Origin of the sequence: Collinsella sp. SGI.241 (assembly GCF_050312955.1) — a bacterium.
In the GTDB taxonomy this organism is placed as follows: Bacteria; Actinomycetota; Coriobacteriia; order Coriobacteriales; family Coriobacteriaceae; genus Collinsella.
Window position 1 is genome coordinate 96,036 of record NZ_JBNPKM010000004.1, and the last position, 24,212, is coordinate 120,247.

Here is a 24,212-nt window from a genome sequence, read left to right on the forward strand (position 1 = left end):
CCCCGCACGCGCGGGGATGATCCTCAGTAAGCAGCGATAGGAGGATTATATGACTGCTGCTCCCCGCACGCGCGGGGATGATCCCGTAGTCGAACCGCATCTCGTTGATGTATGTCGCTGCTCCCCGCACGCGCGGGGATGATCCCTGTACGGCCTTGTCGGTCGCGCTGCCCTCGCGCTGCTCCCCGCACGCGCGGGGATGATCCCGTCCCCCACCAGGCCGACGCTCTGTCGCTAAGCTGCTCCCCGCACGCGCGGGGATGATCCCGCATTGATAATCGTCTGAACGGCTTTCGCAACCTGCTCCCCGCACGCGCGGGGATGATCCCCTTCGAGCATGTAATCGCCGAACGGTAAGGCGCTGCTCCCCGCACGCGCGGGGATGATCCCACAAACGAGGACGTGCGCAACGTCATCAACTCCTGCTCCCCGCACGCGCGGGGATGATCCCAGGCCGCTGACTGGGCCGGATGCCGAAGAGAACTGCTCCCCGCACACGCGGGGATGATCCCGTCGCCGGGTCCTTCCGCTACCGCTCCGGCTACTGCTCCCCGCACACGCGGGGATGATCCCGAATGAGCCGTCACAGCGCACGTCAACGCCCACTGCTCCCCGCACACGCGGGGATGATCCCGACGGTGTAGACCTCGCCATTGCAGACCTCGACTGCTCCCCGCACACGCGGGGATGATCCCGACACCGACCGCGCGTGGGCCTGCGGAGACGGCTGCTCCCCGCACACGCGGGGATTATCCCGCAGTTGGTAAATAAGTGGTTGGTTACAAATCCTGCTCCCCGCACACGCGGGGATGATCCCAAAGCAGATCGCAACGAAGCCCAGACCTAACCCTGCTCCCCGCACACGCGGGGATGATCCCGAGAACTTCAACCGTGCGCAGGAGAAGGGGTACTGCTCCCCGCACACGCGGGGATGATCCCGAGAACTTCAACCGTGCGCAGGAGAAGGGGTACTGCTCCCCGCACACGCGGGGATGATCCCAGCCGCTGGCGAGGCGATGACGCGGAGGGGTGCTGCTCCCCGCACACGCGGGGATGATCCCGATCTTGCCAGGCTTCGGTGCTTTGGTGTCTCCTGCTCCCCGCACACGCGGGGATGATCCCGAGTAGCGCGCGTCCGCCAGGAACTCGAACATCTGCTCCCCGCACGCGCGGGGATGATCCCACATGCGCGTTCTGCCTGATGCTCGCCGGGCGCGGGGCGGTCTACCATAGCCGGAAGACGGCAGGACAGTTCGACCACTGGCACAGGCACTGCACGTGCAAGATCGTGCCGAGCTTCTCGGGTGACAAGTACGAAGTGCTCGTCGAGGGGCACGATCCGAAGGACGCACAGAGATGGAGCGACCGCGTCGAGGATGCCAAGAAATCGAAAAAGGAGATTCCAGATTATCCTGATGATGCGGGTGCGGAAGCCGAAGCGCTCCAAGGAGCCCTCGACGACGCGTGGGCGGCTCACCTAAAAAACGGTTCGACAAAAACTACGTATCGCGAATGCTACGCAAAGGCTGTCCGCTCCGTGGTTCCTGAAAACCCAATCGAGATCGAGGACTTCTCGAAACTCGACGGAAAGGAGCTTCAGGAGGCGATGTGGCTGGCAAAAACTGGCCATAAGATTAAATTCAGGAACCCGAACGACCATAAAGGCACGGACGGTAACACATCGGACGTCCTCCTCGACGGCGTCACCTGCGACTTCAAGACAATCAGCTCCCCAAAGGTCAAGAAGGCGGTAGGGGAGATCACCGCGAAGCTCGATAGGCAAGGCCCCGAGTTTCTTCTGGATATTACGGAAAGCCGAATCACGGAAGATGAGGCACTTGTCCGCATGGCACAGCTTCTCGATGATCCGGATATAACGAAGATCTTCGTGGTAAAAACGGCCGAATATACGAGCTAAAAAAATGACCGGAGGTCTGCCCGGGCCCCGTAGCCCAAGCTTTCTCCGGTCGACTTGATTATACCCCACATCGGGGCGTGGCGGAATGGCAGACGCGCGTGCCTCAGGAGCACGTGGGCATCGCCCGTGCGGGTTCGAGTCCCGCCGCCCCGACCAAAACGTTGAACCAGGCCATCCGCACGGGTGGCCTTTTTCATGCCGAAAAGCGCCCCGCACGGGGCAAGACGATGCCCCGCACGGGGCGGAAATGGAGGGAGCATGGCCCAGGAGACCACGCCCGCCGAGACCGATCCGATCGACCCTGCACAGGGCGGAGAGACCGGTCAAGAGCCCGACTACAAGGCGCTCTACGAGAACGCGCTGAATGAGTCGCGCAAAGACTTTCGCAGCCTCACGCAACATCGACCTCTCCATGATGCCTTCTGGCTTGTTTCTGCTACCGATGCGCCCTAAAACAGGCAGTTCTCAATCAGATCCTTCCCTCGTAGGGTATCGATCCACTCCTGTGGAATTGCGTCCATGCCGTAGGCCGTGCCGGCGAGGGCGCCTGCGACGGCTGCGGTGGTGTCGGTGTCGTCGCCCAGGTTGACGGCGGCAAGGACGCAATCTTCGTAACTGTTAGTGTTGACAAAGCACCAGCTGGCGGCCTTAAGGGTGTCGCGCACGAAGCCGCCGGATCTGATTTCGTGCTCGGGCGCGCTTTTCAGCTGCAGCGCCCACGAGGGGAGTGCGCCGTCCATCGCGGACCTCATCAGCTCGATGAACGTGACGCATGACTCGGTCGACGTTCTGTGAGCGTGCGTGATCGCGGAGACCTTGCTGATCTCTTCGTCTGTCGCATCGGTGAACGCCAGGGGCGCGATGCGCATGAGCGAACCGTTGCCGTTGTCGCGCTCGCCGGAGCCTCCTTTGCCGGTGCGCAGGGCTCGAGCGGTCGTGCCGCCGCAATCGAAAACGCCGTCGATCGTATATTCGCCACGGGCAATCCAGCTTACGAATTTGTCGCGCATGTCTGCAGTGTCGATATACCCGAGCTCCCTAATCGAGTCGCAGGTAGCAAGCGTCATAGATGTGTCGTCGCTCCAGGTACCGGCGGGCTGCCCATGCGTGCCGTAGCCGATCATGTCCGTGCATTCGAACGTGTCGCGGAGCCTGAACTCGTAAGGAACGCCCAGCGCGTCGCCGACGGCAAGCCCATAGATGCAGTCGCGTAGCGTTGTTTTCGGTCTGTCTGTCATGGGAACACCTCTCGTACTTTGGATTGAGGATGCGCGGCTACCTGCGGCAGTGTGTCCAGCTCAATTCGGGACGCAGCGAGTCCCGAATTGAGAGAGCTTGTCAGCTAATCTGACAAATGAAAAAACCCGCAACGCTATTGCTTTATACAGCAATAGGGACCTCTTTTGGGCGTCCTGCCTTTGGGGCGTCGGCGAGTCGTGCCTCGATGGAAGCTTTGGACACCATGCGTTTGGTGCCATCCTTCCATGAATCCAACAGTCCTGCATTTATCAGTTGCGATACCCGTGCTGAGCTAACACCGAGCATACGAGCGGCATCCGCTGCGGTGACGGCGGGGATGTCGCCGAGTTCGCGGCTGACGGCGACGGCGATAATCTTGCCACCGTGCTGCGGCTCGTGGCCAAAGTCCGGCGCAGGCAGGTCGACGCCGCCCATTAGGTGGTCATCGACCATGCATGCGAGAAAATCAGCGGCGCTTTCGACAGCGTCGTTTAGGTCGGATCCGAACGTTCCACCTCCGCCCAGCGAGCCACATGGCACAGCGTCGACAACGCCGTCCGAATCAAAGAACTCGAATTCCCATATGTAAACCATGTAAGACCTCCTCTAAAACTCGATGCGGAATGTGATGAGGATGAGCTATCGAAGTCCTGCCTGCCTTAAGATTCTTTTGGTAATTTGATCCTCAATCTCTCGGTGGCGTTTCACGAGCACGAGTTTATCTCCTTTGACGAACTTCTCGTGATTAGTGCCTCCTTTCGAGATGAAGCCGGCTTCTTCGAGGATGCGGATCAATTCGCGTCTCTGCATCTTAGCCTCTTTCAATAACTATATATTAGCACTTCCTAAGGGTTTTAGACTTAAATCTTCGCTATTGCTAACCCTTTGTCTCACTTCGCCATCCTTGGATGGCGGCTTATATTCCTTGTGGTATTAGTTTATTTGCTCGTGCGGACACGATTTGGTGTTCTGCGCGCGACCGCGAAAAGGGTCGACAGGATCAAGGACCGCGACGTTTTTCTACGTAACCGGCTGTTGACTGCCTGTGTCTTTAGCCTGAGCAGCCGCTCCCAGGCGCAGGAATTCGTCAACGTGCTCAATATGGTGATGTGACCGGGCGCTTTCGAACACAAAAAACCGGGATGCAAGGAGTCACACCTTGCATCCCGGCTGAGCTAAAACGGCGCTGCTGCATGCCGTTGGAGCTTTAGCGCTTGATCTCGATATCGTCGAGCTTGACGTCCATGGCCTCGGTCTTGGCCTTGGCGATGTCATCGGCAAACTCCAGGGACTTCATCATGGTCTCGACAGCGTCCTTGTGCTCTTCGACGTTGTCGATGCGCACATACACGCTGCCACCGTCAACGTCGGTGAAGTACTCGGTCGTCACACCGCCGGAGTGCGTGAAGTAGGCGCTGCGCCAGGTCTTGCCGTTGTACTTAACGGGGTCGCTCTCGGTCCATCCGGAGTTGGCCTTCCACTTTGCCTCGTAGTCGAACAGCTCGTCGGCGTTCTTGTCAGAGTCGAAGACGGGGATGAAGCGATCGCTGGCGTGCTCGCTCTCGGTGAACTTAAACTGGGCCCTATCGGCGGTGTCGCCAGCGACGTCGGTAATCTCGACGCCCTCGGGGACCTCGACCTTAAACCAGATGAAGTCGGTCCTCATATCCAAGGCTGGTTTTTCTGCTCCGCCGCCACCGCCACTGCCGGTAGCGCCACCGCTTCCGCCGCAACCCACCAGGGCAACTGCAGCAAAGAGACTGATGCAGAGGGTGAGAATCGCAAAGGCCTTCTTTTTCATGGTCGTGTCTCCTCATCTGTAACCGCCCATGGATTACCTGCCTTTACTGTACGCGTGGACGGCTCGCTAGGGTGGGCCATGTGTCCCATTCTGATGGCCGGATTTGCGCCGTTAAGTGGCAATATGTCCGGGCGCAAAAGAGGGGAGAGCCGGTGCTGTCGGCCCTCCCCGGGGTTGGGTTATATGTATGCCCCAGTTTGTGCTGTTCGGGAGTCCCGAAAGGAGAGCTATGTGGTCCATGTTTGCGCTGGTTAGGGGAGTTGGTCGTGCCTGTGAATGACTGGAATGGCTGCGTGCCTGGATACCGGGTGCATCTAATTGTCATCGGCGCGAGCGTCCACTGTGGATTCGTTTGGGCAAAAAGAAGGGCCCGCACCTTATGTGGTGCGGGCCCTGTTGTGCTGCAGGCTAGTTGCGACGGTGCGCTGAAGGTCGCTATTACTTGCGCATCTTAGAAGCGATTGCGCTGCCGGCGAAGCAGATGGTTGCCATGGAAAGCATCGCCATGATGACGCTTGCGGTGGAATCGCCCGTTCCGGGGAGCGTCTGCTTGTTGGTCTTGCCAGACTTGTTTGGCTTGTCGGTCTTGCTCGGCTTGTCGTCCTTGGGCTTTGCGGGGTCCTGCGGCTTGACGGGAAGCTTGGAGATCGGCTCAGTCTTGGTCTGGGTTTCGAAAGCCTCATTCTCGAAGGTGGCGGTATAGGTGCCCTCGCCCTCCTTCTCGGTCGTGGCGGGAGTGGTCACCTCGTAGGTGGCCTTCACGGTCTCCTCCTCGACGTGGCTGGCGTCGCGCTTGCAGACGCGCTTGGCGGTGCAGTGCCAGCCGTCGTCCTGCTTGGTCCAGCTGTACTCGGGCTCGCCCCAGTCGTGGTCAAGCGGGTCGAGGGCCTCGGTCTTGGTCTGCGCCTCGAAGGCCTTGTTGCTGAAGGTCGCGGTGTAGACGTCCTCGCCGGCCCCGGTGCAGGTCGCCGGGGTGTTCTTCGCGGAGGCCTTCACGGTCTCCTCCTCGACATGGCTGGCGTCGCGCTTGCAGACGCGCTTGGCGGTGCAGCACCAACCGCCGTCCTTCTCGGCCCAGCTGTACTCGGGCTCGCCCCAGTCGTGGCCGAGGGCGGCGATTTCTTCTGTCTTGGTCTGGGGCTTGAAGCACTTATGACTAAAGGTGGCGGTGTAGGTCCTCGTGCCCTTCTCAGTGCAGGTGGCCGTGTCTACGGAGGTTGCCTTCACGGTTTCAGCGATCTCATAGCCGCAATAGCCGCACTTGGCGTGGCCAGTGCAGTACCAGCCATCGGGCTTCTTCTCCCAATCATACTTTTTCTCGTCTTTGAAATTATCATCGTGCTCGCCGTCGGTGTAGCTGTGGGTGAGCTTCTGGCCGTTGGACCACACCTTCGTGCCGTCGATGGTGACATCGGTGCGGCCGGTGTTGTATTGTTTCGCCTTGCCACCAAAGCCAAAGAGCTGCGAGCAGGTGGTCTCGTCGCGCTGCGCCGTGGCAGAGCTGTTGGTGATGTTGAGGATGTACTTGAAGTTCCCCATGTTGGAGTCATTGATGCTCAACGCCTGCTTATAGTAGCCTAAGGGGTCCCACTTAGACGACAGCGAATTGAACGTGCATTTGTTCACGTTGACGGTGATGTCATGCTTGCCTGCGCTGTAATCGGTGTAGACCTTGATCATCGCGCGCTTGGCCTTAAACGTGCAGTTGTCAAACGTCATGACGGGCGAGCTGTACGTCCAGATCGCATAGTCGCCGCTCGGGGCGTTGAACGTCGTGTTCGTGAACGTCGCGGTCTTGTAACCCCAGTAGAACGTCTTGCCATCGATGACGCAGTTGTTCACGACCGTGTTGTCAATCCTGATGAAGCCCTGGTAGTCGACTGCCTTCTCGGCAGAACGGAGCCTCATGTTCTTGAACGTCACGGTTCCGGCACCATCAAAGCTGTAGTCACCGTTGCGCTCGCCGCCATAGTCGGGATCGGGAACCTCGCGGCCGATTCTCCACGAGGTCTTGTCGGCACCAGCGCCCTCAAACGTGAGGTCCTTGCCCTTCGTGGTGACTACAGAGTCCACACCGTAAAGCGTGTAGTTGCCCTCGCCGAGCTTGATGGTGTCGCCGCTCTGCGCTGCGGCGGTAGCGGTCTTAAGATCATTGTAGATCACACCGGTGGGTTTACCGTCGTGTTCAATGGTAATCGATCCGGTAGTAACCGTGCCGGTACCGTCGTCTGCAAAAGCAGGCGATGCTACGCCCATCGTGACGAGCGCAACGGCAAACAGCGCTGCGACCGCACGAGAGGCCGTTTTCAAAAACGACTTCATGCTGAGACTCCTTCGACTCTAAAAGTATTAAATCAGCATTAATATTATAGAACTTCTGACATTTTACTAAACCTCTATTTCGCGCCTTTATCGGTACGCCAATCTTTCTCACGCTTCTTGCATATTTATTCCGCATACCTGCATCTTTGTTGCATCGGATTGCGCAACAAAGATGCATTTGTTTTGCCGGTGTGGTTTGCGCGATGGCATTTGGTGTGTCTATGGCCCAATGGGCTGGGCGCAAGACTGACCTTGACAGGGGGTCGGGATTGATTGCTTGGCGATAAGCGCAGCGATGTTGCGCCTATCGCCCGCCATAGAAAAGTGCGATAACTGGGCGCACTGACGCGAATGCTCTTATGGGCTAGACTAGGCACCACGAAATACACGATGCGTTCGGGCGGCGCCGACTGTCCGATTAGCTTGGCAAACATTGAGGGTGCATGCACATGAGCCAAGAGATGATGGATAAGACCTGCCGAGGGTTTGCCGAGGCGCTTGCCGCGCGCGAGCCCGTTCCCGGCGGTGGTAGCGCGAGCGCATTCGTGGGCGCGCTGGGCGCCTCGCTGTGCGGGATGGTTGCTCGCTACGGAGCGACGAATCCCGCCCTTGCCGATCGCGCGGACGATTTGACGCGCGCATTTGCCCAGGCGGATGAGTTGGCGCAGGAACTTGTGGGTCTGGTCGCCGAGGACGTTCGTGCCTACGGGCAGGTGTCCGCGGCGTACGGTATTCCGCGTGACGATCCGGCTCGACCGGCTGCGATTCAGGATGCGCTGCACGTGGCGGCTATGCCACCGTATCGCATTATGGATGCCTGCGGGCGCGCGCTGGCGCTGCTCGAGGACATGGCGGACAAGGGGTCGCGCCAGCTGCTGTCCGACGTGGCTTGTGGCGCCGTGTTCTGCCGCGCCGCCATGCAGGGCGCGAGTCTGACACTCTTTGCCAACACTACGTCTATGAAAGACCGGGCACGCGCCGAGGAGCTCGAGGCGGCGTGCGATGAGCTGCTGGATACGTGGCTGCCGCGTGCCGATGCGCTGGCGCGCCGTGCCGCCGACGCAGCCAGGAAGAGGGGATAGCCATGGCCGAGCTGCTCAAAGGGGCTCCCGTTGCCCGTACTTTGACCGAGGAGCTTGCCGCTCGCTGCGTTGCTTTGCGCGAACGCGGCATTGTGCCGACGCTGGCCATCGTTCGTGTGGGCGAGCGCGAGGACGATCTGTCGTACGAGCGCGGCGCCCTCAAGCGCTGTGAAAAGGCTGGCATTGAGGCTCGCCGCGTTTTGCTTCCTGCCGATGCTTCGCAGGATGAGCTGCTGGCGGCTATTAAGGACATCAATGCCGACCCCGCCGTTCATGGCTGCCTAGTGTTTCGCCCGCTGCCCGCTGGGCTTGACGAGGATGCGGTTGCTGCGGCACTCGATCCCGCCAAGGATGTCGACTCCATGACGCCGGCCTCGCTACTTACCACGCTTTCGGGGCGAGGCGAGGGCTTTGCTCCTTGCACGGCTGAGGCCGTGTTGGCGTTGCTGGACCATTACGGTGTTGAGCTGGATGGGGCCAAGGTCGCGGTCGTCGGTCGGTCTCTGGTGATTGGCCGTCCCGTTGCCGCCATGCTTACGGCTCGCAATGCCACGGTGACGACGTGCCATACGCACACGCGCGACCTTGCTGCCGAGTGTCGTGCGGCTGATGTTGTGGTTGCGGCAGTTGGACGCGCGCGTACGATTGGCGCGGATGCGGTTCGCGAGGGCCAGACGATCATCGATGTGGGCATTAACTGGGACGAGGCCGCCGGCAAGCTGGTCGGCGACGTCGATTTTGATGCTGCGGAGCCAATCGTTAACGCCATCACACCCGTGCCGGGCGGCGTGGGGGCTGTGACCACCGCGATTCTCGCCAAACACGTGATCGAAGCGGCCGAGCGCACATCGAAATAGGCTTTTGACCACGGGGGCTGCCGAGGCTGTGGTTTCGCCCTTTTTGCACCGAAGCGATACACTGTTGCCGTTTGATTTCTTCGCTCAAGGAGGATGCGCATGCCGTGCACAACGATTTTGGTCGGTAAGAACGCGAGCTACGACGGGTCGACGCTGGTTGCCCGCAACGAGGACTCGCCCAATGGGGTATTTGAGCCCAAGCGCATGCGCGTAGTGCATCCCGACGAGCAGCCTCGTGTCTACACGAGTGTCCTGAGCCACCTGACCGTTGAGCTGCCCGACAATCCCATGCGTTACACAAGCGTCCCCGACGTTGTCCCGGGTCATGGCATTTGGGCCGAGGCCGGCTTCAACGAGCTCAATGTTGGCATGTCCGCAACCGAGACGCTCACCACCAACGAGCGCGTCCGCGGCGCCGATCCGCTCGTGGACTACGTGCCCGCCAAGGGCAACGAGGGCGAGGACGGCTATGCGCCGGCGCAGCCCGGCGGTTTGGGCGAGGAGGACATGGTGACCCTGGTGCTGCCATACGCCAAGTCCGCCCGCGACGGTGTGCGCATTCTGGGCGACCTGCTCGAGCGCTACGGCACCTACGAGAACAACGGCATCGCCTTTAGCGACGTTGACGAGATCTGGTGGCTCGAGACCATCGGCGGCCACCACTGGATCGCCAAGCGCGTGCCCGACGACGCCTATGTGACCATGCCCAACCAGCTGGGTATCGACAGCTTTGACCTGGACGACGCCGAGGGCGCGCAGGTCGACCACATGTGCTCGGCCGACCTGCGCACCTGGATGGCCGAGTGGCATCTGGATTTGACGCTGGGCGTTAAGGGCGACGGTCCCGCCGCGGTCTTTAACCCGCGCGAGGCCTTTGGCTCGCACAGCGACAGCGACCACGTCTACAACACACCGCGCGCCTGGTACATGCAGCGCTGTCTCAACCCCAGCGATGTGTGGGACGGTCCCGACGCCGACTACACGCCCGAGAGCGACGACATTCCCTGGAGTCGCGTGCCCGAGCGCAAGGTGACCCTCGAGGACATCAAGTACGTGCTTTCGAGCCACTACCAGGGCACGGAGTACGACTGCTACGGCAGCAAGGGTACGCCCGCCACGCGCGGCGCCTATCGTCCCATCGGCATCAACCGCAACAGCCAGCTCGCCGTGCTGCAGCTGCGCCCCTATGCGCAGCCGGCGTATCGCGCCGTGCAGTGGATGGCGTTTGGCTCTAACTCGTTTAACGCGCTTGTGCCACTGTACGCCAATGTCGAGACCATGCCCGAGTACTATGCCGACACGCAGGCTCGCGTGACGTCCGAGAATTTCTATTGGGCGAATCGCCTGATTGGCGCCTTGGCCGATGTTCGCTTCCATGAGTGCGGTCGCGCGGTCGAGGATTATCAGGAGAAGGTCGGCGGCATGGGCCACAAGCAGATCCACGACGTTGACGCCGTTGTAGCCGTACTGCCCGAGGCCGAGGTGCCCGCCGAGCTCGCCCGCGCCAACGAGGCCTTTGCCGAGCTTGTGCGCGTGGAGACCGATGCCCTGTTGGGCAAGGTGCTCTACACCACGAGCTGCGCCATGAAGAATTCCTTCGCGATGAACGATAACATTAGGTAAAAGCCACATTGCAGCGAACGAGCGGGGCAAACGCCGTCAAAGGCTTTGCCTCGCTCGATTTCTATCCCGGTGACAAACGATTTTGTGTCGTTTGCTCAATCTTGGGTACAAGTAGGCCAATGAAGTTGTTCACGATTGGAGCCAACCATGGTTATGAAATTCGATCAGCTTGTTAACGGTGCCATCAACGTGGGCTTCGGTGCCGCCGCCGTTGCCGTCGAGGGCGGCAAGAAGGTCCTCGACGACCTCAATGCCAAGGGCGAGCAGGTGCGCAAGGACGCCGGCACCCCCGATATCGCCCGCAGCGTGTCCGACATGTTCGAGCAGGCCGGCGGTACCATCTCCGACCTTACCGAGCGCCTGGGCATGCAGGGCGAGACTGCGGCCCAGCGCGTGCTCGACGAGCTCATCCTCGCCCGCGTGCGCGTCATGACCGCCCCCGAGCGCACGGCCTTTTTGGCCCATGTGCGCGACATCGTCGATTCGGTCGAGGACAACGTGACCTCGGTGCCCGTCGAGTCCGTTGAGCCCGACGACGCAGAGGACGCCGAAGAGGCCGAGTAGCAGCGCAGATGGCAGATTCCACTACCGATTACAACAATCAAGATCCCTTGGGTGACGAGACGGCGGTTGTCGATGAGGTCGAGGCCGCCGTCTCGGGCGCTCGCAAGAAGCCGCGCGCTGTCGATATGGTCCCTGAGGAGCCCGACGCGATGGCGCCGGACGAGGAATACCAGCTCACGCCGGCAGGTCGTCGTGAGCGCATTGGGCAGATCGTTCGCCTGATCAAAAAGTACCGCGTGTGGGATAACCTCACGCCGGTGCGCCTGCGTCGTCTGCTCGAAGAGCTCGGCCCCATGTTCGTCAAGATGGGGCAGATTCTGGCTAACCGCTCCGAGATTTTGCCGCAGCGGTTTTGCGACGAGCTGCGTCGTCTGCGCTCCGACGTAGAGCCGGTGCCGTATGAGGTAGTGCTCCGCTGTTTGGAAGAGGAATACGGCCAGCGCCTGGGGCAGATATTCGACGCGATCGACCCCAACCCGCTCGGTAGCGCGTCGCTCGCGCAGGTGCACCGCGCCCGTCTGGTGACTGGCGAGGACGTGGCCGTTAAGGTGCAGCGCCCCGGCGCGCAGCAGGTGATGGCTCAGGACATCGACATCATTCGCTCGGTGGTGCGCATCGTTTCCAAGTTCGTCAACACTGATCAGTTTGTGGACCTGCATGGCGTGGTCGAAGAGCTGTGGACCTCGTTTCGCGAGGAGACCAACTTTTTGGCCGAGGCCAAAAACCTCAACGATTTCTATGACTTCCACAAAAGCGTGCATGGCGTCTCGTGCCCCAAATCCTACTTGGACCTTTGCACCGAACACGTCGTGGTCATGGACTACATCGACGGCATCTCCATTGCCGACCCCAAGCGCCTTGAGGCCGAGGGTTATGACTTGGAAAAGATTGGCGCCGCGATCGTCGAGGACTACTCGACGCAGGTGCTTGACGATGGCTTTTTCCATGCCGACCCGCATGCGGGAAACATCATCCTCAAGGACGGCATCGTCTACTTTATCGACCTAGGCATGGTCGGGCGCATGTCGAGTCACGACCGCGGTATCGTTAAGGACATGATTTTCGCCGTGGCCGAAGGTGACGTTCCCAAGCTCAAGGATTCGCTTATGCGCTTTGCCGTGACGCGCGGCGATTCGGCCGAGCTCGACCATTCGGCCTTTTTGTCCGACTTGGACTTTATCGTCGCCGACTTTGCAGGGCTCGATCTTAAGGACCTGGATATCGGCGAGTTTTTAACCTCGCTGTTAAATCTGGCGCGCAAAAACGACGTTGAGCTGCCGAGCGTGGTGACGATGTTCGCCCGTGGTATGGTGACACTCGAGGGTCTGCTGACCGAATATATGCCCGACGTCAACATGATCCAGATCATCCAGACGCACATCAAAAACGAGAAGAGCACCTATGCGCGCGTCCGCGAAATGGGGCACGATCTTGCCGCGAGCAGCTATCGCGCGGCAAAAGGCTCGCTCGAGGCGGCCGAGTATCTGGGCTTGGCGTCGCGCATGCTCACGCGCGGCCAGCTTAAGGTGAACACGCAGATCATGAGCAGCGATAAGGCGCTGCGACAGCTGGGTGGAATTGTCGACCGCATGTCGATGGCAATTGTGATCGCCGGCCTGTTTATCGGCTCGTCGGTGGTGTACTACGCGCGCATCGAGCCGGTTGTGTTCGGTATCCCGGTCATTGGCTTTATGGGCTACGTGAGTGCGCTGGCGCTGGCGCTGATGCTGGGCCGCGAGATCTGGCGCAACAGTCACGGTGGCAAGCGGTAGAGACTGCGACCGTCACCGCATTCTCCTATCGCAAACAATAGCTTTTACCTTGGGCTTCGCCTGCGTGCGGGGCCCTTTTGCGTGCTACCATATTGACAGTAATAATCGATGGCCTAGATGGTGGTGCGGAGACGCACGAATGCGCGGTTTTCCTGCGCGTTTGGGAGAATCGGGGTGCAAGTCCCCGGCTGTACCAGTAACCGTAATTCCTCTTGGCCCGGGATGGCCGCGCCGCAGATCGGACGGCGCGCCCGGGTCGGTAAGGTTAAGTCGGATCGCCTCCCATCTTGCACGCGGCCGCGGCGCATGCCGCCGGTACGCGTTGGGCTCTGGAGGGAAGGGGGACCCCGATGGGGGTACTCGAGCGCAATGTGCGCGATGACGTGGGGCAGCCGCTGGGCAATGCTCCAAGTGCAGACAGTAGGAGACAAATGGATATGTTTGAGGACGAGTGCCAGCGCGCCTCGTGGCGTCGTCATGGAGCGATTGCCCGCGGCATAGCCAAGCGCGGTCTGGTGGCGTTCCTGGCTTTTGCCATGGCTTTTGGCACCACGCCGGCGCAACTTTGGGCCGAGGGCGCCGAGGGCATTGCCGAGGCCGTGACGCAGACTGCGGAGACGAAGTCGGCGGAGGAGCAGGCTGCCGGCGAGGGTGACGCCGATGCTGCCGGTACGGATGCCGCCGCGTCTTCCGGTACCGTTGCGACCTCCGAGCAGTCGAGCGCACCGCAGCCGAGTGCTGTCCAGAGCGCAGCGGGGAGCAGTGCCGTCGCGGTGCAGAGCGATGACGCACTTACGATTTTCTCTCTAACGTTCGAGAACCTATCGACCGGCAAGCAGTCTTATGCCGGTTACACTACGTCGGATACGATTTTGGTCCATGCCTTTCAAAAAGTTAATGGGGCTAGGATCGAAATTGATTCATCCGATCTCAGTTATCAGTGGCAAGAGGGTCCTAATCAGAGCAGGAAAGACTCGGATTACACCGATATTCCCGGCGCTACTGAGCAGACCCTAAAGCTTGCCGAGTATGCCGGTAAGTCTGTCCGTTGCGTGGTGACACCTAAAGCGGGTGGCGACTCATATGCTAATCGCGGGACGACTCTGGTCACCGCCGCCGATAGCGTCAGTGTTTCGAGCGTCACCCTCGATAAGAGCGGTAAGGTTTACGTCGGAGATGTGATTTCTGCAACGGCGAAGTCGGGTACAACGGACGTCTCCGCGGACTCTCGCGTTTCCTGGCAGTGGTACTACGGCGACTCGAGTTCCGTTAGCGCTTGCACCAATAAAATCACTGGGGCAACGAGTCGTACTTTTACGGTTACGGCTGACCTGTTTGGCAAATACCTCGTTGCCAAAGCTACGAGCGCTTCTGGCGAGACTACTCCTTACGTTGCCGTTGGTCCTGTTTCGGAGGCTGGCGCGGTCGAGCTGTACGGCGTTACGGTCGAGGGCGCTTCTTCTACTGGGGCCGTGCATGTGGGCAACGTGCTCACGGCTAAGGCGACCAAGGGCAACTCTTACACGAACGTTGGATCTACCGATACCGTTCACTATCAGTGGCAGTACGCCGACGCCAAGTCGACGTCCGACGCCGCGTTCAAGAATATCGACGGTGCCGCCGACTCTGCCAGCTATACGGTTGCGGCCGATATGGTGGGCAAGTACATCCGCGTGATCGCCACGAGTGAAAACTCCGTTAAGAGCACACAGAAGAAGTACTACGGCAGCACCACCTCGGTTGACCCCGTGGGTCCGGTGACGCTTGCCGGTCAGTACACGCTTAAATCTGTCGAGCCGGCAGAGGCTTCGACGGCTACGCTCAACGTGGGCACGACGCTTACGCCCAAGGTCCGTATCCCCGACTCTTCGAGTTGGTCGGATTCCGCTCTGCCCGATGACGCCAAGCTGACCGTCACCTGGTATGCCAAGGGCGCCGATGACGCTAATTGGACCAAGGTCACCGATAACCTTGACGCCTCCACCGGTGCGCTGACTATCACCGATGCGCTTGTGGGCAAATCCCTCAAGCTCGAGGCCTCGGCGCTCGACAACACCGTTACGTGGACCTCTAGGGACACGGTGCTGCCGGTGGGGGAGTATAACCTGCTGCGCGTCGTGAGCACGCCTCAGCTCCAGAGCAAGTCGACCAACCTTGTCGCGGGCGATAGCGTCTCTGCCGATGTGTACGCTAAGCGCGTCGACGGCTCGACCACTAACGGCTCGACCACTAACGGCGTTAAGCTTTCTGCCGACAGCGCCGATATCTCTTGGTATGCGGCCGACGCCTCCGATGCGGCGGATGATGATTGGACTAAGCTCGAAGTAACGGGTGCCAAGATCCAGGTTCCCGATGCGGCCGGTAACAAGTACCTTAAGGCTGTTGCTGCGAGTGGCTCTTCCGAGGTCGAGGTCGTCTCGGCCAACAAGGTCATCAAGGCCGGTTCGCTCGAGGCTGCAGTCCAAAAGCTCAGCGATAAAAACGCGCTGATAAGCGTCGCCTACAGTGCTGATGGCGGTAACGTCAACGACGCGTTGAAGGCTCAGCTCAAGCAGCTCGGCTTTGATGATATCGACGTTAAGACTAAGACCGCCAGCTTCAGCTCTTCGTATGAGGGCGCTGAGGTCGGCATCTCCTCTACGTACGATAAGACTAACGGCGATGTCACGTTCTTCTATCTCGATCCCAACGCGTCTAGCGGCTGCAGCATTGACCAGCTGCGTCGCGCGAGCGTTACGTTCGTGCTCTCGCGTGATGGCAAGTCGGTTGAATACAAGCCGACTAAAACTGTTGAAATCGCTTGGAACGAAGGCAAGCTTCAGGACCTGCTCGACAACGCCGCCGAGCAGCTTTCCATCGGCTATGCCACGGGCGATACCGCCGAGAGCGTTACCCAGAATCTGACGCTGCCATACAGGGCGGGCGCCAACAAGAAGTTCTCCGTCGAGTGGACGAGCTCCGATACCGATGCCCTGTCTGTTTCGGGCAACGGCTGGGACGACTACACGGGCAAGGTCGCGCGCAAGTCGAGCGACCGCGAGGTCACGCTGACCGCCAAAGTCTCGGTGTTGTCGAACGTCTCCGATGTCAAGGTGACCGGTGGGGCCACGCATGCCGTTACTGTCAAGGGCGACCCCGATAAGGTTGCATCCGACAAGGCCGACCTGCAGGCAAAGGTCGATGCGGCCTTTACCTACGACAATATCAAGTACTACGGCACCAAAACGGTTGCCGACAAGGACGGCCTAACCGCCGACCTGCAAATGCCACAGCCCAAGAACCTTGGCGTCGACGGCAAGTATTACAAGGTCGAGTACTCCGCCAGCACCGATGACATTACGTTTAACGGTTACAAGGGTACGGTCTATCAGCCGCTGCCTGGCGCCGAGGCAGCGAAGACCAAAGTCACCCTTACGGTGACCGATAAGTCCAACGCCGAAGTCACGGCAAGCAGGACCCTCGACTTTGCGATTTCTCCGCAGAATCAGGACGAGCTCAATGCCGAGTTGTTCCACCTTAGCCTTGCGAAGTCTTCGTTCTACTTGGGTATTCTTGATGGCCAAAATGCCTCCAGCGTGACGGGCAACCTGCATGCACCGCTTAAGGTGTATGGCCAAGGACTCGGCGTTAACTGGTGCTATTCCACCGAAGAGGCTGCGGGACATTACGGCTTCGTGTTTAGTGAGCTCCCCGGTGGCACGGAGAATACCTATCGTTTGCTCAAGTCGAGCAAACCGAGGGTTATCGCGCATGAGAACCTTATCCTCACTCAGCCCGAATACAACACGAAAGTCACGATTAGCGGCCGTCTGAAGAGTGAGCGTTTTGCCCGTTATGCCGAGCGCTATCCCGACAATTCGGACTACGCGGTGCTTGCCGGCTTGGATGTTTCTGCGACGGTAAACGTCAAGGGAACGACGGGGCTCGACAACCCGAACGAGGGCAAGACCATTACGGTGACGGCCAAGGTCACGGGCGTCTCCGCAAGTGATGCCGACGGCAACTACACCGAGCAATCGGTGGTGCCCTTGACCGAGCTTACGCTTCCCGCCGACGATGACACGACGGCCGAGTCGGTACTCGAGCAGCTTATGACGGCTGCCGGTTGTACGAACCTTGAGGCAAACGCCTTGGGTCTTACGAGTGCGACGATGCCCGATGGCCGCGTGCTGGGCACAACGAGCGCCGCGCCGTACAGCTATTGGTCGTTCTTTGTGAACAATGGGTACGCGAGCGTCGGCGCTCCGAGCTACTACCTCAAGAACGGCGATTGCGTCGAGTTCCGTTACGTTAAGGGCGATGGCATACAGAAGCCTTCGTCGGCGCCTGCCACCAATCCTGGGGCTGAGCATCCCGATGTCGATACGGCATGGAATGGCTTTGCGAACGGTGGCTCGGGATCCGCAACGGATGCCCTTACGCCTACGACAAAGACCGATACGCCTTCCTGGGCGCTCAACCTTTTAACCGAAGAGCAGCAGAAGGCAGGCGCAAGCGCCTCTGCGTCTGACCCCATTGTCGCGAACGGAAAGGTGTACCTTGTCACGGGCGCTTCGGTATGGGGCGGAAAGACGTGGAATGCCGTTCTGAATGAGATCGACCCCGAGACGGGTTCCGTCGTACGCTCGCTTGAGCTTGGCTCTTCCATGGATAGCACCTGCCGTCCCGTTATTGCTCAGGGTATCATCCTGATTCCGCTTTCCGGTGGCTATCTGCAGGCTGTTTCGGCGAAAACGTTTGAGACGCTTTGGTATTCCGATGCGTTTACGAACCAGAACCTGTCTTCGCTGACCGTTGACGGCGACTACGTCTATATCAATACCCTTGATTATTGGTCTGCCAATGGCAATGACGTGCAAAACGGTACGGTCAGGCGCATCAATATTCACACGGGCGCAGTTGCCGGCAGTGCTTCTGTCACCGATGGCGGCTTCTACTGGTCTGGTGGTCTGATGGTCAACGGCTACTACGTTGTCGGCAGCGACTTCGGCCAGGTGCGCGTGTATTCCGCCGATCTGTCGAAGCTTGTCGCCTCGTTTAAGCTATCTGGTGGCAATATCCGCTCGGCGCTTACCGTCCACGATGGCTATGTATACGCCGTTACGCGCGATGATGGCACGTTGCACAAGCTGACTATTGGTTCGGATGGCTCTATTACCGAGGCCGGGAAGGTGCAGTTTGCTCCATACTCGACTTCAACGCCCGTGTTTAGCGGCAAATATGCCTTTATTTGCGGTGCGACTGCGAACAATTGGAAGGCTAAGGGCCTGCTGTCGATCATCGATCTTTCTGATATGAGCGTGAGGCAGATTACGAAAGCCGATGGCGAAGAGCTCGGCTTTGAATCGAAGAGCACGCCGCTCGTCTCCACGCGCGATGGTGAAACATATGTGTACTTCACCCTAAATGGCGCCAAGGGAAACTGGCCTAACTACACTTCGGGCGGCGGCGTGTATATGTACAAGCTGGGCGATGCCGAGGCGACCGAAGTGTTTGTTCCCGGTTCTGGTTATGCAAACTACTGCATGGCGTCGGTTGTCTGCGACGAGTTCGGCAACCTTTACTACACGAACGACTCAGGTCACTTGTTCTGTGTGAAGTCCCAGGCCCATCGCGTTAAGTTTGATGCTCGGGGCGGCTCTGCGACTGGCGATCAGACGCCTGCTTCTGGCTCGACCGTCACCAAGCCGGCCGATCCGACGCGTGAGGGCTACACCTTTGGTGGCTGGTATACCGATGAGGCTTGCACAGAGGCGTATGACTTTAGCGCTGCGGTGACGGCCGATATGACGCTCTACGCTAAGTGGACCAAGAATGCCGTTACCCCTGGCGGCAACGGTGACTCTGGCTCCAATAGCGGCAATGGCGGCTCCAATGGCGGTTCGGGTAATGCCGGTGCTGGTTCTGGCTCCGGTAACGGCACAAACGGCCAGCAGAGCGGCGGCGCTGTTTCGCCTGGGCAGAAGCCGGTGTCGTCGACCACGACCGAGACCAAGGACGGCAAGGATTCCAAGAAGGATTCCGACAAGTCCGACAAGAAGGACGGCAAGAAGTCTGACAAGAAGTCCAGCAAGTCCAGCTCCAAGTCAGATACGGGATCGGCTGCCGCGACTACCGCTAAGAAGTCCGCTGAGGCTCCGGCACAGCAGTCTGGCTTCAATCCGCTCGCCATTGTCGGCGTAGCGGCCGGCGTGATCGGGCTTGCGGTCATTGGCGTGTTCGTGTTTACCAAGCGCCGGTAGGTGAGAGCTGTGTCCAATAAACCTCAGGACGCCGACTCCAAGCAACCCGACTCGTCGTTCATTCAGCTCGACGATGCTAAGCAAAAGGGCGCCGCCTCGGCGGCGTCCGCCTCTCGGCGCAAGGCGCTGCTTGGCTCTCTGACGGCCGTCTGCATCGCGCTGATTGTCGTCTCGCTGGGCTTTGTTCACCCTTCCGCCAGCGGTTCCTGGTCCATCGATTGGATCGCTCGGGCCGTGGCGGGGAGGAGCGTTGCCGACTCTGGCTCTATCGCCTCTCGCAAGACGGAGACAGCGGGCTCCTCGTCTTCTGACGCTGTGGACTCCGAGTCCAAGGACTCGAATGAATCGGATTCCAAGGACGCTTCCGAGTCTTCGGACGAGAAGTCAGACAAGGATTCGAAAGAGAAGAAGTCCGAAGGCAAGGGCGGCAAGAAGTCCAACAACGCGTCTGCCGGACAGGGCTCCGAATCCGCTGGTGGATCGAGTTCTTCAAACGGCTCCTCTTCGGGCGGCGGCTCGGCGACCGGCGGTGGGTCTGTATCCAACAGCGGCAACGCTTCTGCGGGTAATCAGGGCGACCCGCAGCAGCCTGGCTACATTACTGTGACGGTCTCTGTGACGTCGAGTGCCGTGGGTAACCCGGTGTCTTCTGGCGGTACGTTCACCTTCAACGAGGGCGCTACGGCCTACGATGCTTTGTGCGCACTGGGTCTCTCTGTAAATGCGCACGGCTCATCGTACGGCACGTATGTCGCCGCTATCGGCGGCCTGGCCGAGAAGGAGCACGGTGGTACAAGCGGCTGGATGTACTCCGTCAACGGCGTAACGCCCAACACGGCGTGCAGCAACTACGTTCTCTCCAATGGCGACAGCGTGGTCTGGTATTACGTAACGGGCTAAATGCCTCGACATAACATGCCAAACGGGCGGTTCGGACCAACATCCGAGCCGCCCGTCTTTATGCGAATGGGACGTCGTTTCCCAATCGAGGCTCAACTGGAAATCGCATCCCGCTCTGAAGGTGAATTCCGGGACGCAATTTCCGCATCAGCATCCATTGGGAAAGCGCATCTCGTTCTAGACATCGATAACGGGATGCGCTTTCCGTTTCGGCGTCCGCGGGAAACTGCGTCCCGGAATCCACGCTCAGACCGGGATACGGTTTCCCGATGGGGCGGGTTTCGGAAAGCGTGTCCCGCTCTGGGGGCTCATTCCGGGATGGACTTTCCGCATGGGGGCTCATCTGGAAACTGCGTCCCGTTCTGTTGACTGATTCCGGGACACAGTTTCCGCTAGGACGGCGTTGCGGAAGCTGCATCCCATTCTGAGGCTGCAATCTGGGATACACTTTCCGGAACGGCGTTCATGGGGAAATTGCGTCCCATTCATGCACCGTAGCCCGCCTTCCTCGGCAGACTCTGCAAACAAAAACCGGCTGGAATGGGAATTCCAACCGGTTGCGAATGCAAGGGTATGTTTGGCTGACTACGACCGTGCGCCTTCGAGGAAAAAGCGACGGCTAAAGTAGTTGTACCAGGTGACCAGGAACGTGGCGATGGCCTTCATGGCCTGGTAGCCGATGCTCAAAAACGTGACGCCCACAAACATGTACAGGTCGTTGAGGCCCAGACCGATCACCGACAGGATGGTAAAGATCGTGAACTCGCGCTTACGGCTCATGCCCTCGCGATGGTCGAACACGTACTTCATGCTGAGCCAGTAGTTAACCACGACGGACGTGGTAAACGAGACCGTCGTGCTCATCAAAAAGTCGAGGTGAAACAGCTCGACGAGCGCAATAAGCATGCCCCAGTCGACGCCAAAGGAGATAAGACCTACGACAGCGAACTTGAGGAACTGCTTGGTATGAGGTTGTGCCAGCGCGTTGCGCACGTAATCACATCCAATGCGTTGATGAATCGAGCAACGAGATACTTTAGAGCTTTTGCATGGCAAACGTAAGGTCTTTGGCAAGAACTATACGAACTCGCCAAATATTCAAGAGGTAATCCGCAAACGCTGCAAATCTACCCGTAAACGAGCAAGGCCAGTGAATAACACAGCGCTTGACGCGCGTCATCCGCAGGTCCCCGTAGTGCAACGAGGAGGCCGACCTATTTGGCCTGCTCGCCCTCTAGGAAGATCTTTCGCGTTACAAAGTTGTAGACCATGACGAGTGCGGTAGCGCAAATCTTGGCGATATTGGCCTCGAGGCCCAGGCCGGCGTTGAGGACAAGCACGATGCCGTCGTTGAGCGCCAGGCCAATAACGGATAGCACGACAAAGATGATGAACTCGCGGCGGCGGCTCATGCCCTCCTTGTGTGCAAACACGTACTTCATGCTCGCGACGTAGTTAAAGATGAGCGAGACGATAAAACCGCTGGTGTTGGCGATCAAGATGTTGAGGCCCAGGCCGTAGTGGAGCAGATTCATGATGCCAAAGTCGATGACGGTGGCAACGACGCCGACGACGCCAAACTTTATGATCTGCGCAAGGAGCTTTTGCATGGTACCTGCCTTAGGGTGGCGCCGGGGCGCCGCGGGGATGACAAACCCAGCAAGTTTAACCAATCCCCGCAGGCGGGGCTAGGCGCGCTCCTCGATAGCACCGTTTCTATATGCATCGAGGAGCTGGCGCAGGTCTTGGATCTGACTGCGAATCTTGACGCCGGTATCGGTGTCGCTCACCATGCGGCGCCGGTCGGCCTCGTCAAAGCGGTTGGTCTCGCTTTCGATATCGATGTTGCGGGTGAGCGCCTCGGCAACGCTGGTAAAGGCCTGGTGCGACTTGAGGCGGCATCCGCGCGAGCTCGAGATGAGCGTGTAACCGGCGATGCCCGTTTTGGGGTGGTAGGCGCGACAGAAACCGCCGTCGATGACCAGCAGCTTTCCGTTGGCGCGGATGGGCTGCTCGCCCTTGGTGGTCTTGACGGGCGTATGGCCGTTGATGATATGGCCCGTCGGCGAGCAGGCCATGGGGGCGACGCCAAACTCTCGCATGATATCGTCGCAAACGGACGAGGACGTGGTGAGCGTGTAGTACGGGTCCATCGGCTCGACCCACGTGCTCTTGTCGGCAATGTAGGCGCGCTCGAAGGTGCGCACCACGCGTCCGCTGGCGGGTGAGTTAAAGCCGATCCACAGGTACCACATCCAGTCGAGGGCATCGCGGTCGCCGACGCGCCAGGCGCGGCGGGCGATATAGTCGCAAAAATCAAAATAATCGCGGCCGGCGTGCCAGGTACCCAGGCAGTTCATGCTGCTAAAGGTGCCGTCTTCGTTGAGCGGTACGCAGCCGTGGAACAGCAGATTGCCGTTGGCGACCTTATACATGGAGCCGTGGGTATAGAGGAAATCGATGTGGCGATGCAGATGATCGGCGGTGACAAACTCGGACACGAGCTTGTCGATGATGTGCTGCTCCTCGGGCGTGAGCGTGTAGGGGTCCGTTGGATCGACGGTGGGGAAGTCGTTGGTCGTGAGCGGCCACACACTGCCGTCGGCGAGGGTGACCGTGCCGGTGTCGTGATCGACCTTGTCGAGCAGTAGACGGTCGGCCATGTCGAACTCGGGGTGGCGTTGGATAATCTGGCCCTCGAGCTTAAAGAGCAGAACGTTGATGGCTTTGATGAGCGGGCTGATGGGCTCGCCGGCGGTATAGGTAGCGTTGGCAAAGGCGACAAGCTCGCGCAGCGAGATGCCGTAGTCGTTCTCGAGAATCTCGTAGTTGTCGTAGCGCAGGTTGTTGCGTAGCACCGTGGCGATGCAGGCAGGCTCGCCGGCAGCGGCGCCCATCCACAACAGGTCGTGATTGCCCCACTGAATATCGAGCGAATGATAGGTGAGCAGGCGGTCCATAATTTTGGCCGCGCCGCCGCCGCGGTCGAAGATGTCGCCCACCAAGTGCAGGTGGTCGACGGCGAGGCGCTTGATGAGCGAGGCGAGCGACTCGATAAAGTCATCGGCGCTGGCGGTCTCCAAGATGGATTCGATAATGCGCTCGTGATAACGCACGCGGTAGTTGTTCTCGTCCGGATGCGTGTGCAGCAGCTCGTCGATGATGTAGGCGTAATCGCGCGGGATGGCCTTACGTACCTTGGAGCGGGTGTAGCGGCTCGAAAGCGAGCGGGCAACCACAATGAGCTGGTTGAGCATGGTCTTGTACCAGGTGGGCGAGTCCTCGTGCCGGCTGCGGACCAGATCGATCTTCTCGCGCGGGTAGTAGATGAGCGTGCACAGCTCGCCCTTTTCGTTAAAGGAGAGCGTGTCGCCAAAGATTTCGTCGACATGCTCGCGCACGACGCCCGAGCAGTTGTTGAGGATGTGCATAAAGGCTTCGTACTCGCCATGCACATCGCTCATAAAATGCTCGGTGCCCTTGGGCAGGTTGAGGATGGCCGAGAGGTTGATGATCTCGGTGAATGCGGATTGCTCGGTGGGGAACTGTCTCGACAGCAGGCGCAGATACTTGAAGTCTTGCGGATTGCGATCGAATGCGACCATGAAACACCTTCCGATGTGGTTGGTAAAACTGATAAACATCGTCAAACGTTTATCAGTATGCGCTGCTTTTGTTTCGATTGGGGTTAGGAGATTGAATTGTTGGCCGAACGGTTTGCTAAATCGATTTAGTCGAGGTAGATATGGCGGTTGAGTGGAGACATGGGGTCATTTTTGCAGGCGCATACCTCCGGGATCGCTAGAGATGATGACGGTAAAGATGTTCACTACCTTTGGTTCAATTTGGTAAATAACGGACATTTGTACCGTATTCACGCATGCTGTGCGAT

At 59.4% G+C, this 24,212-nt stretch carries 17 protein-coding genes, 1 tRNA gene and 1 CRISPR repeat array (1 of these 19 only partly in view); of the genes, 10 read left to right on the forward strand and 8 right to left on the reverse strand.

Going from position 1 to position 24,212, the window contains the following annotated elements:
* A CRISPR array of direct repeats spans positions 1-1,183; the repeat unit is 29 nt; unit sequence CTGCTCCCCGCACGCGCGGGGATGATCCC (it extends 615 nt beyond the left edge of the window).
* A gap of 18 nt (positions 1,184-1,201) precedes the next feature.
* The 3 genes from ACQQ92_RS02915 to ACQQ92_RS02925 all read left to right on the forward strand — a co-directional run bounded on the left by ACQQ92_RS02915 (position 1,202) and on the right by ACQQ92_RS02925 (position 2,371).
* Complete coding sequence (locus ACQQ92_RS02915) at positions 1,202-1,918, forward strand: hypothetical protein (protein ID WP_427795741.1); 717 nt, start codon at positions 1,202-1,204, stop codon at positions 1,916-1,918.
* A gap of 71 nt (positions 1,919-1,989) precedes the next feature.
* A tRNA-Leu gene (locus ACQQ92_RS02920) sits at positions 1,990-2,074 on the forward strand.
* Between the two features lie 102 nt (positions 2,075-2,176).
* Positions 2,177-2,371, forward strand: a complete 195-nt coding sequence (locus ACQQ92_RS02925) for a hypothetical protein (RefSeq protein WP_427795742.1) — start codon at positions 2,177-2,179, stop codon at positions 2,369-2,371.
* On the opposite strand, the gene ACQQ92_RS02930 is transcribed toward ACQQ92_RS02925, so the two are convergent.
* The 5 genes from ACQQ92_RS02930 to ACQQ92_RS02950 form a co-directional block, all read right to left on the reverse strand.
* Positions 2,368-3,156: an ADP-ribosylglycohydrolase family protein gene (locus tag ACQQ92_RS02930; protein WP_427795743.1), complete on the reverse strand. Its 789-nt coding sequence runs from the start codon at positions 3,154-3,156 to the stop codon at positions 2,368-2,370. The two genes, ACQQ92_RS02925 and ACQQ92_RS02930, sit on opposite strands and share 4 nt — an antisense overlap.
* 142 nt (positions 3,157-3,298) lie before the next feature.
* Positions 3,299-3,751, reverse strand: a complete 453-nt coding sequence (locus tag ACQQ92_RS02935) for a helix-turn-helix domain-containing protein (protein WP_427795744.1) — start codon at positions 3,749-3,751, stop codon at positions 3,299-3,301.
* 45 nt (positions 3,752-3,796) lie between these two features.
* Positions 3,797-3,967 (reverse strand): type II toxin-antitoxin system HicA family toxin, encoded by a 171-nt coding sequence (locus tag ACQQ92_RS02940; RefSeq protein WP_427795745.1) that lies wholly within the window; start codon positions 3,965-3,967, stop codon positions 3,797-3,799.
* Positions 3,968-4,364: 397 nt separating this feature from the next.
* Positions 4,365-4,958 (reverse strand): hypothetical protein, encoded by a 594-nt coding sequence (locus ACQQ92_RS02945; protein WP_427795746.1) that lies wholly within the window; start codon positions 4,956-4,958, stop codon positions 4,365-4,367.
* A 438-nt stretch (positions 4,959-5,396) separates the two neighbouring features.
* Complete coding sequence (locus ACQQ92_RS02950; protein ID WP_427795747.1) at positions 5,397-7,280, reverse strand: hypothetical protein; 1,884 nt, start codon at positions 7,278-7,280, stop codon at positions 5,397-5,399.
* A 449-nt stretch (positions 7,281-7,729) separates the two neighbouring features.
* Between ACQQ92_RS02950 and ACQQ92_RS02955 the strand changes: the two genes are divergently transcribed.
* The 7 genes from ACQQ92_RS02955 to ACQQ92_RS02985 all read left to right on the forward strand — a co-directional run bounded on the left by ACQQ92_RS02955 (position 7,730) and on the right by ACQQ92_RS02985 (position 20,320).
* Positions 7,730-8,362 carry a cyclodeaminase/cyclohydrolase family protein gene (locus tag ACQQ92_RS02955; protein WP_427795748.1) on the forward strand — a complete coding sequence of 211 codons (633 nt, stop codon included), beginning with the start codon at positions 7,730-7,732 and terminating at the stop codon, positions 8,360-8,362.
* A gap of 2 nt (positions 8,363-8,364) precedes the next feature.
* Positions 8,365-9,219, forward strand: a complete 855-nt coding sequence (locus ACQQ92_RS02960) for a bifunctional 5,10-methylenetetrahydrofolate dehydrogenase/5,10-methenyltetrahydrofolate cyclohydrolase (RefSeq protein WP_427795749.1) — start codon at positions 8,365-8,367, stop codon at positions 9,217-9,219.
* A gap of 99 nt (positions 9,220-9,318) precedes the next feature.
* Positions 9,319-10,842, forward strand: coding sequence for a C69 family dipeptidase (locus ACQQ92_RS02965; RefSeq protein ID WP_427795750.1), 1,524 nt, complete (start codon positions 9,319-9,321; stop codon positions 10,840-10,842).
* 153 nt (positions 10,843-10,995) lie between these two features.
* Complete coding sequence (locus ACQQ92_RS02970; RefSeq protein WP_229770640.1) at positions 10,996-11,406, forward strand: hypothetical protein; 411 nt, start codon at positions 10,996-10,998, stop codon at positions 11,404-11,406.
* A gap of 8 nt (positions 11,407-11,414) precedes the next feature.
* The gene (locus ACQQ92_RS02975; protein WP_427795751.1) at positions 11,415-13,178 is read left to right on the forward strand and encodes an ABC1 kinase family protein; all 1,764 of its coding nucleotides are present in this window, start codon (positions 11,415-11,417) and stop codon (positions 13,176-13,178) included.
* Between the two features lie 431 nt (positions 13,179-13,609).
* The gene (locus ACQQ92_RS02980) at positions 13,610-19,420 is read left to right on the forward strand and encodes an InlB B-repeat-containing protein (RefSeq protein ID WP_427795752.1); all 5,811 of its coding nucleotides are present in this window, start codon (positions 13,610-13,612) and stop codon (positions 19,418-19,420) included.
* 9 nt (positions 19,421-19,429) lie between these two features.
* A complete protein-coding gene (locus ACQQ92_RS02985) occupies positions 19,430-20,320 on the forward strand; it encodes a DUF4430 domain-containing protein (RefSeq protein WP_427795753.1) in 891 nt (296 codons plus the stop codon).
* 585 nt (positions 20,321-20,905) lie between these two features.
* Here ACQQ92_RS02985 and ACQQ92_RS02990 read toward each other — a convergent pair.
* The 3 genes from ACQQ92_RS02990 to ACQQ92_RS03000 form a co-directional block, all read right to left on the reverse strand.
* A complete protein-coding gene (locus ACQQ92_RS02990; RefSeq protein WP_370450581.1) occupies positions 20,906-21,313 on the reverse strand; it encodes a GtrA family protein in 408 nt (135 codons plus the stop codon).
* A 221-nt stretch (positions 21,314-21,534) separates the two neighbouring features.
* Positions 21,535-21,930 carry a GtrA family protein gene (locus ACQQ92_RS02995; RefSeq protein WP_427795754.1) on the reverse strand — a complete coding sequence of 132 codons (396 nt, stop codon included), beginning with the start codon at positions 21,928-21,930 and terminating at the stop codon, positions 21,535-21,537.
* Between the two features lie 78 nt (positions 21,931-22,008).
* A complete protein-coding gene (locus ACQQ92_RS03000) occupies positions 22,009-23,925 on the reverse strand; it encodes a fructose-1,6-bisphosphatase (RefSeq protein WP_427728967.1) in 1,917 nt (638 codons plus the stop codon).
* Positions 23,926-24,212: the final 287 nt, after the last annotated feature.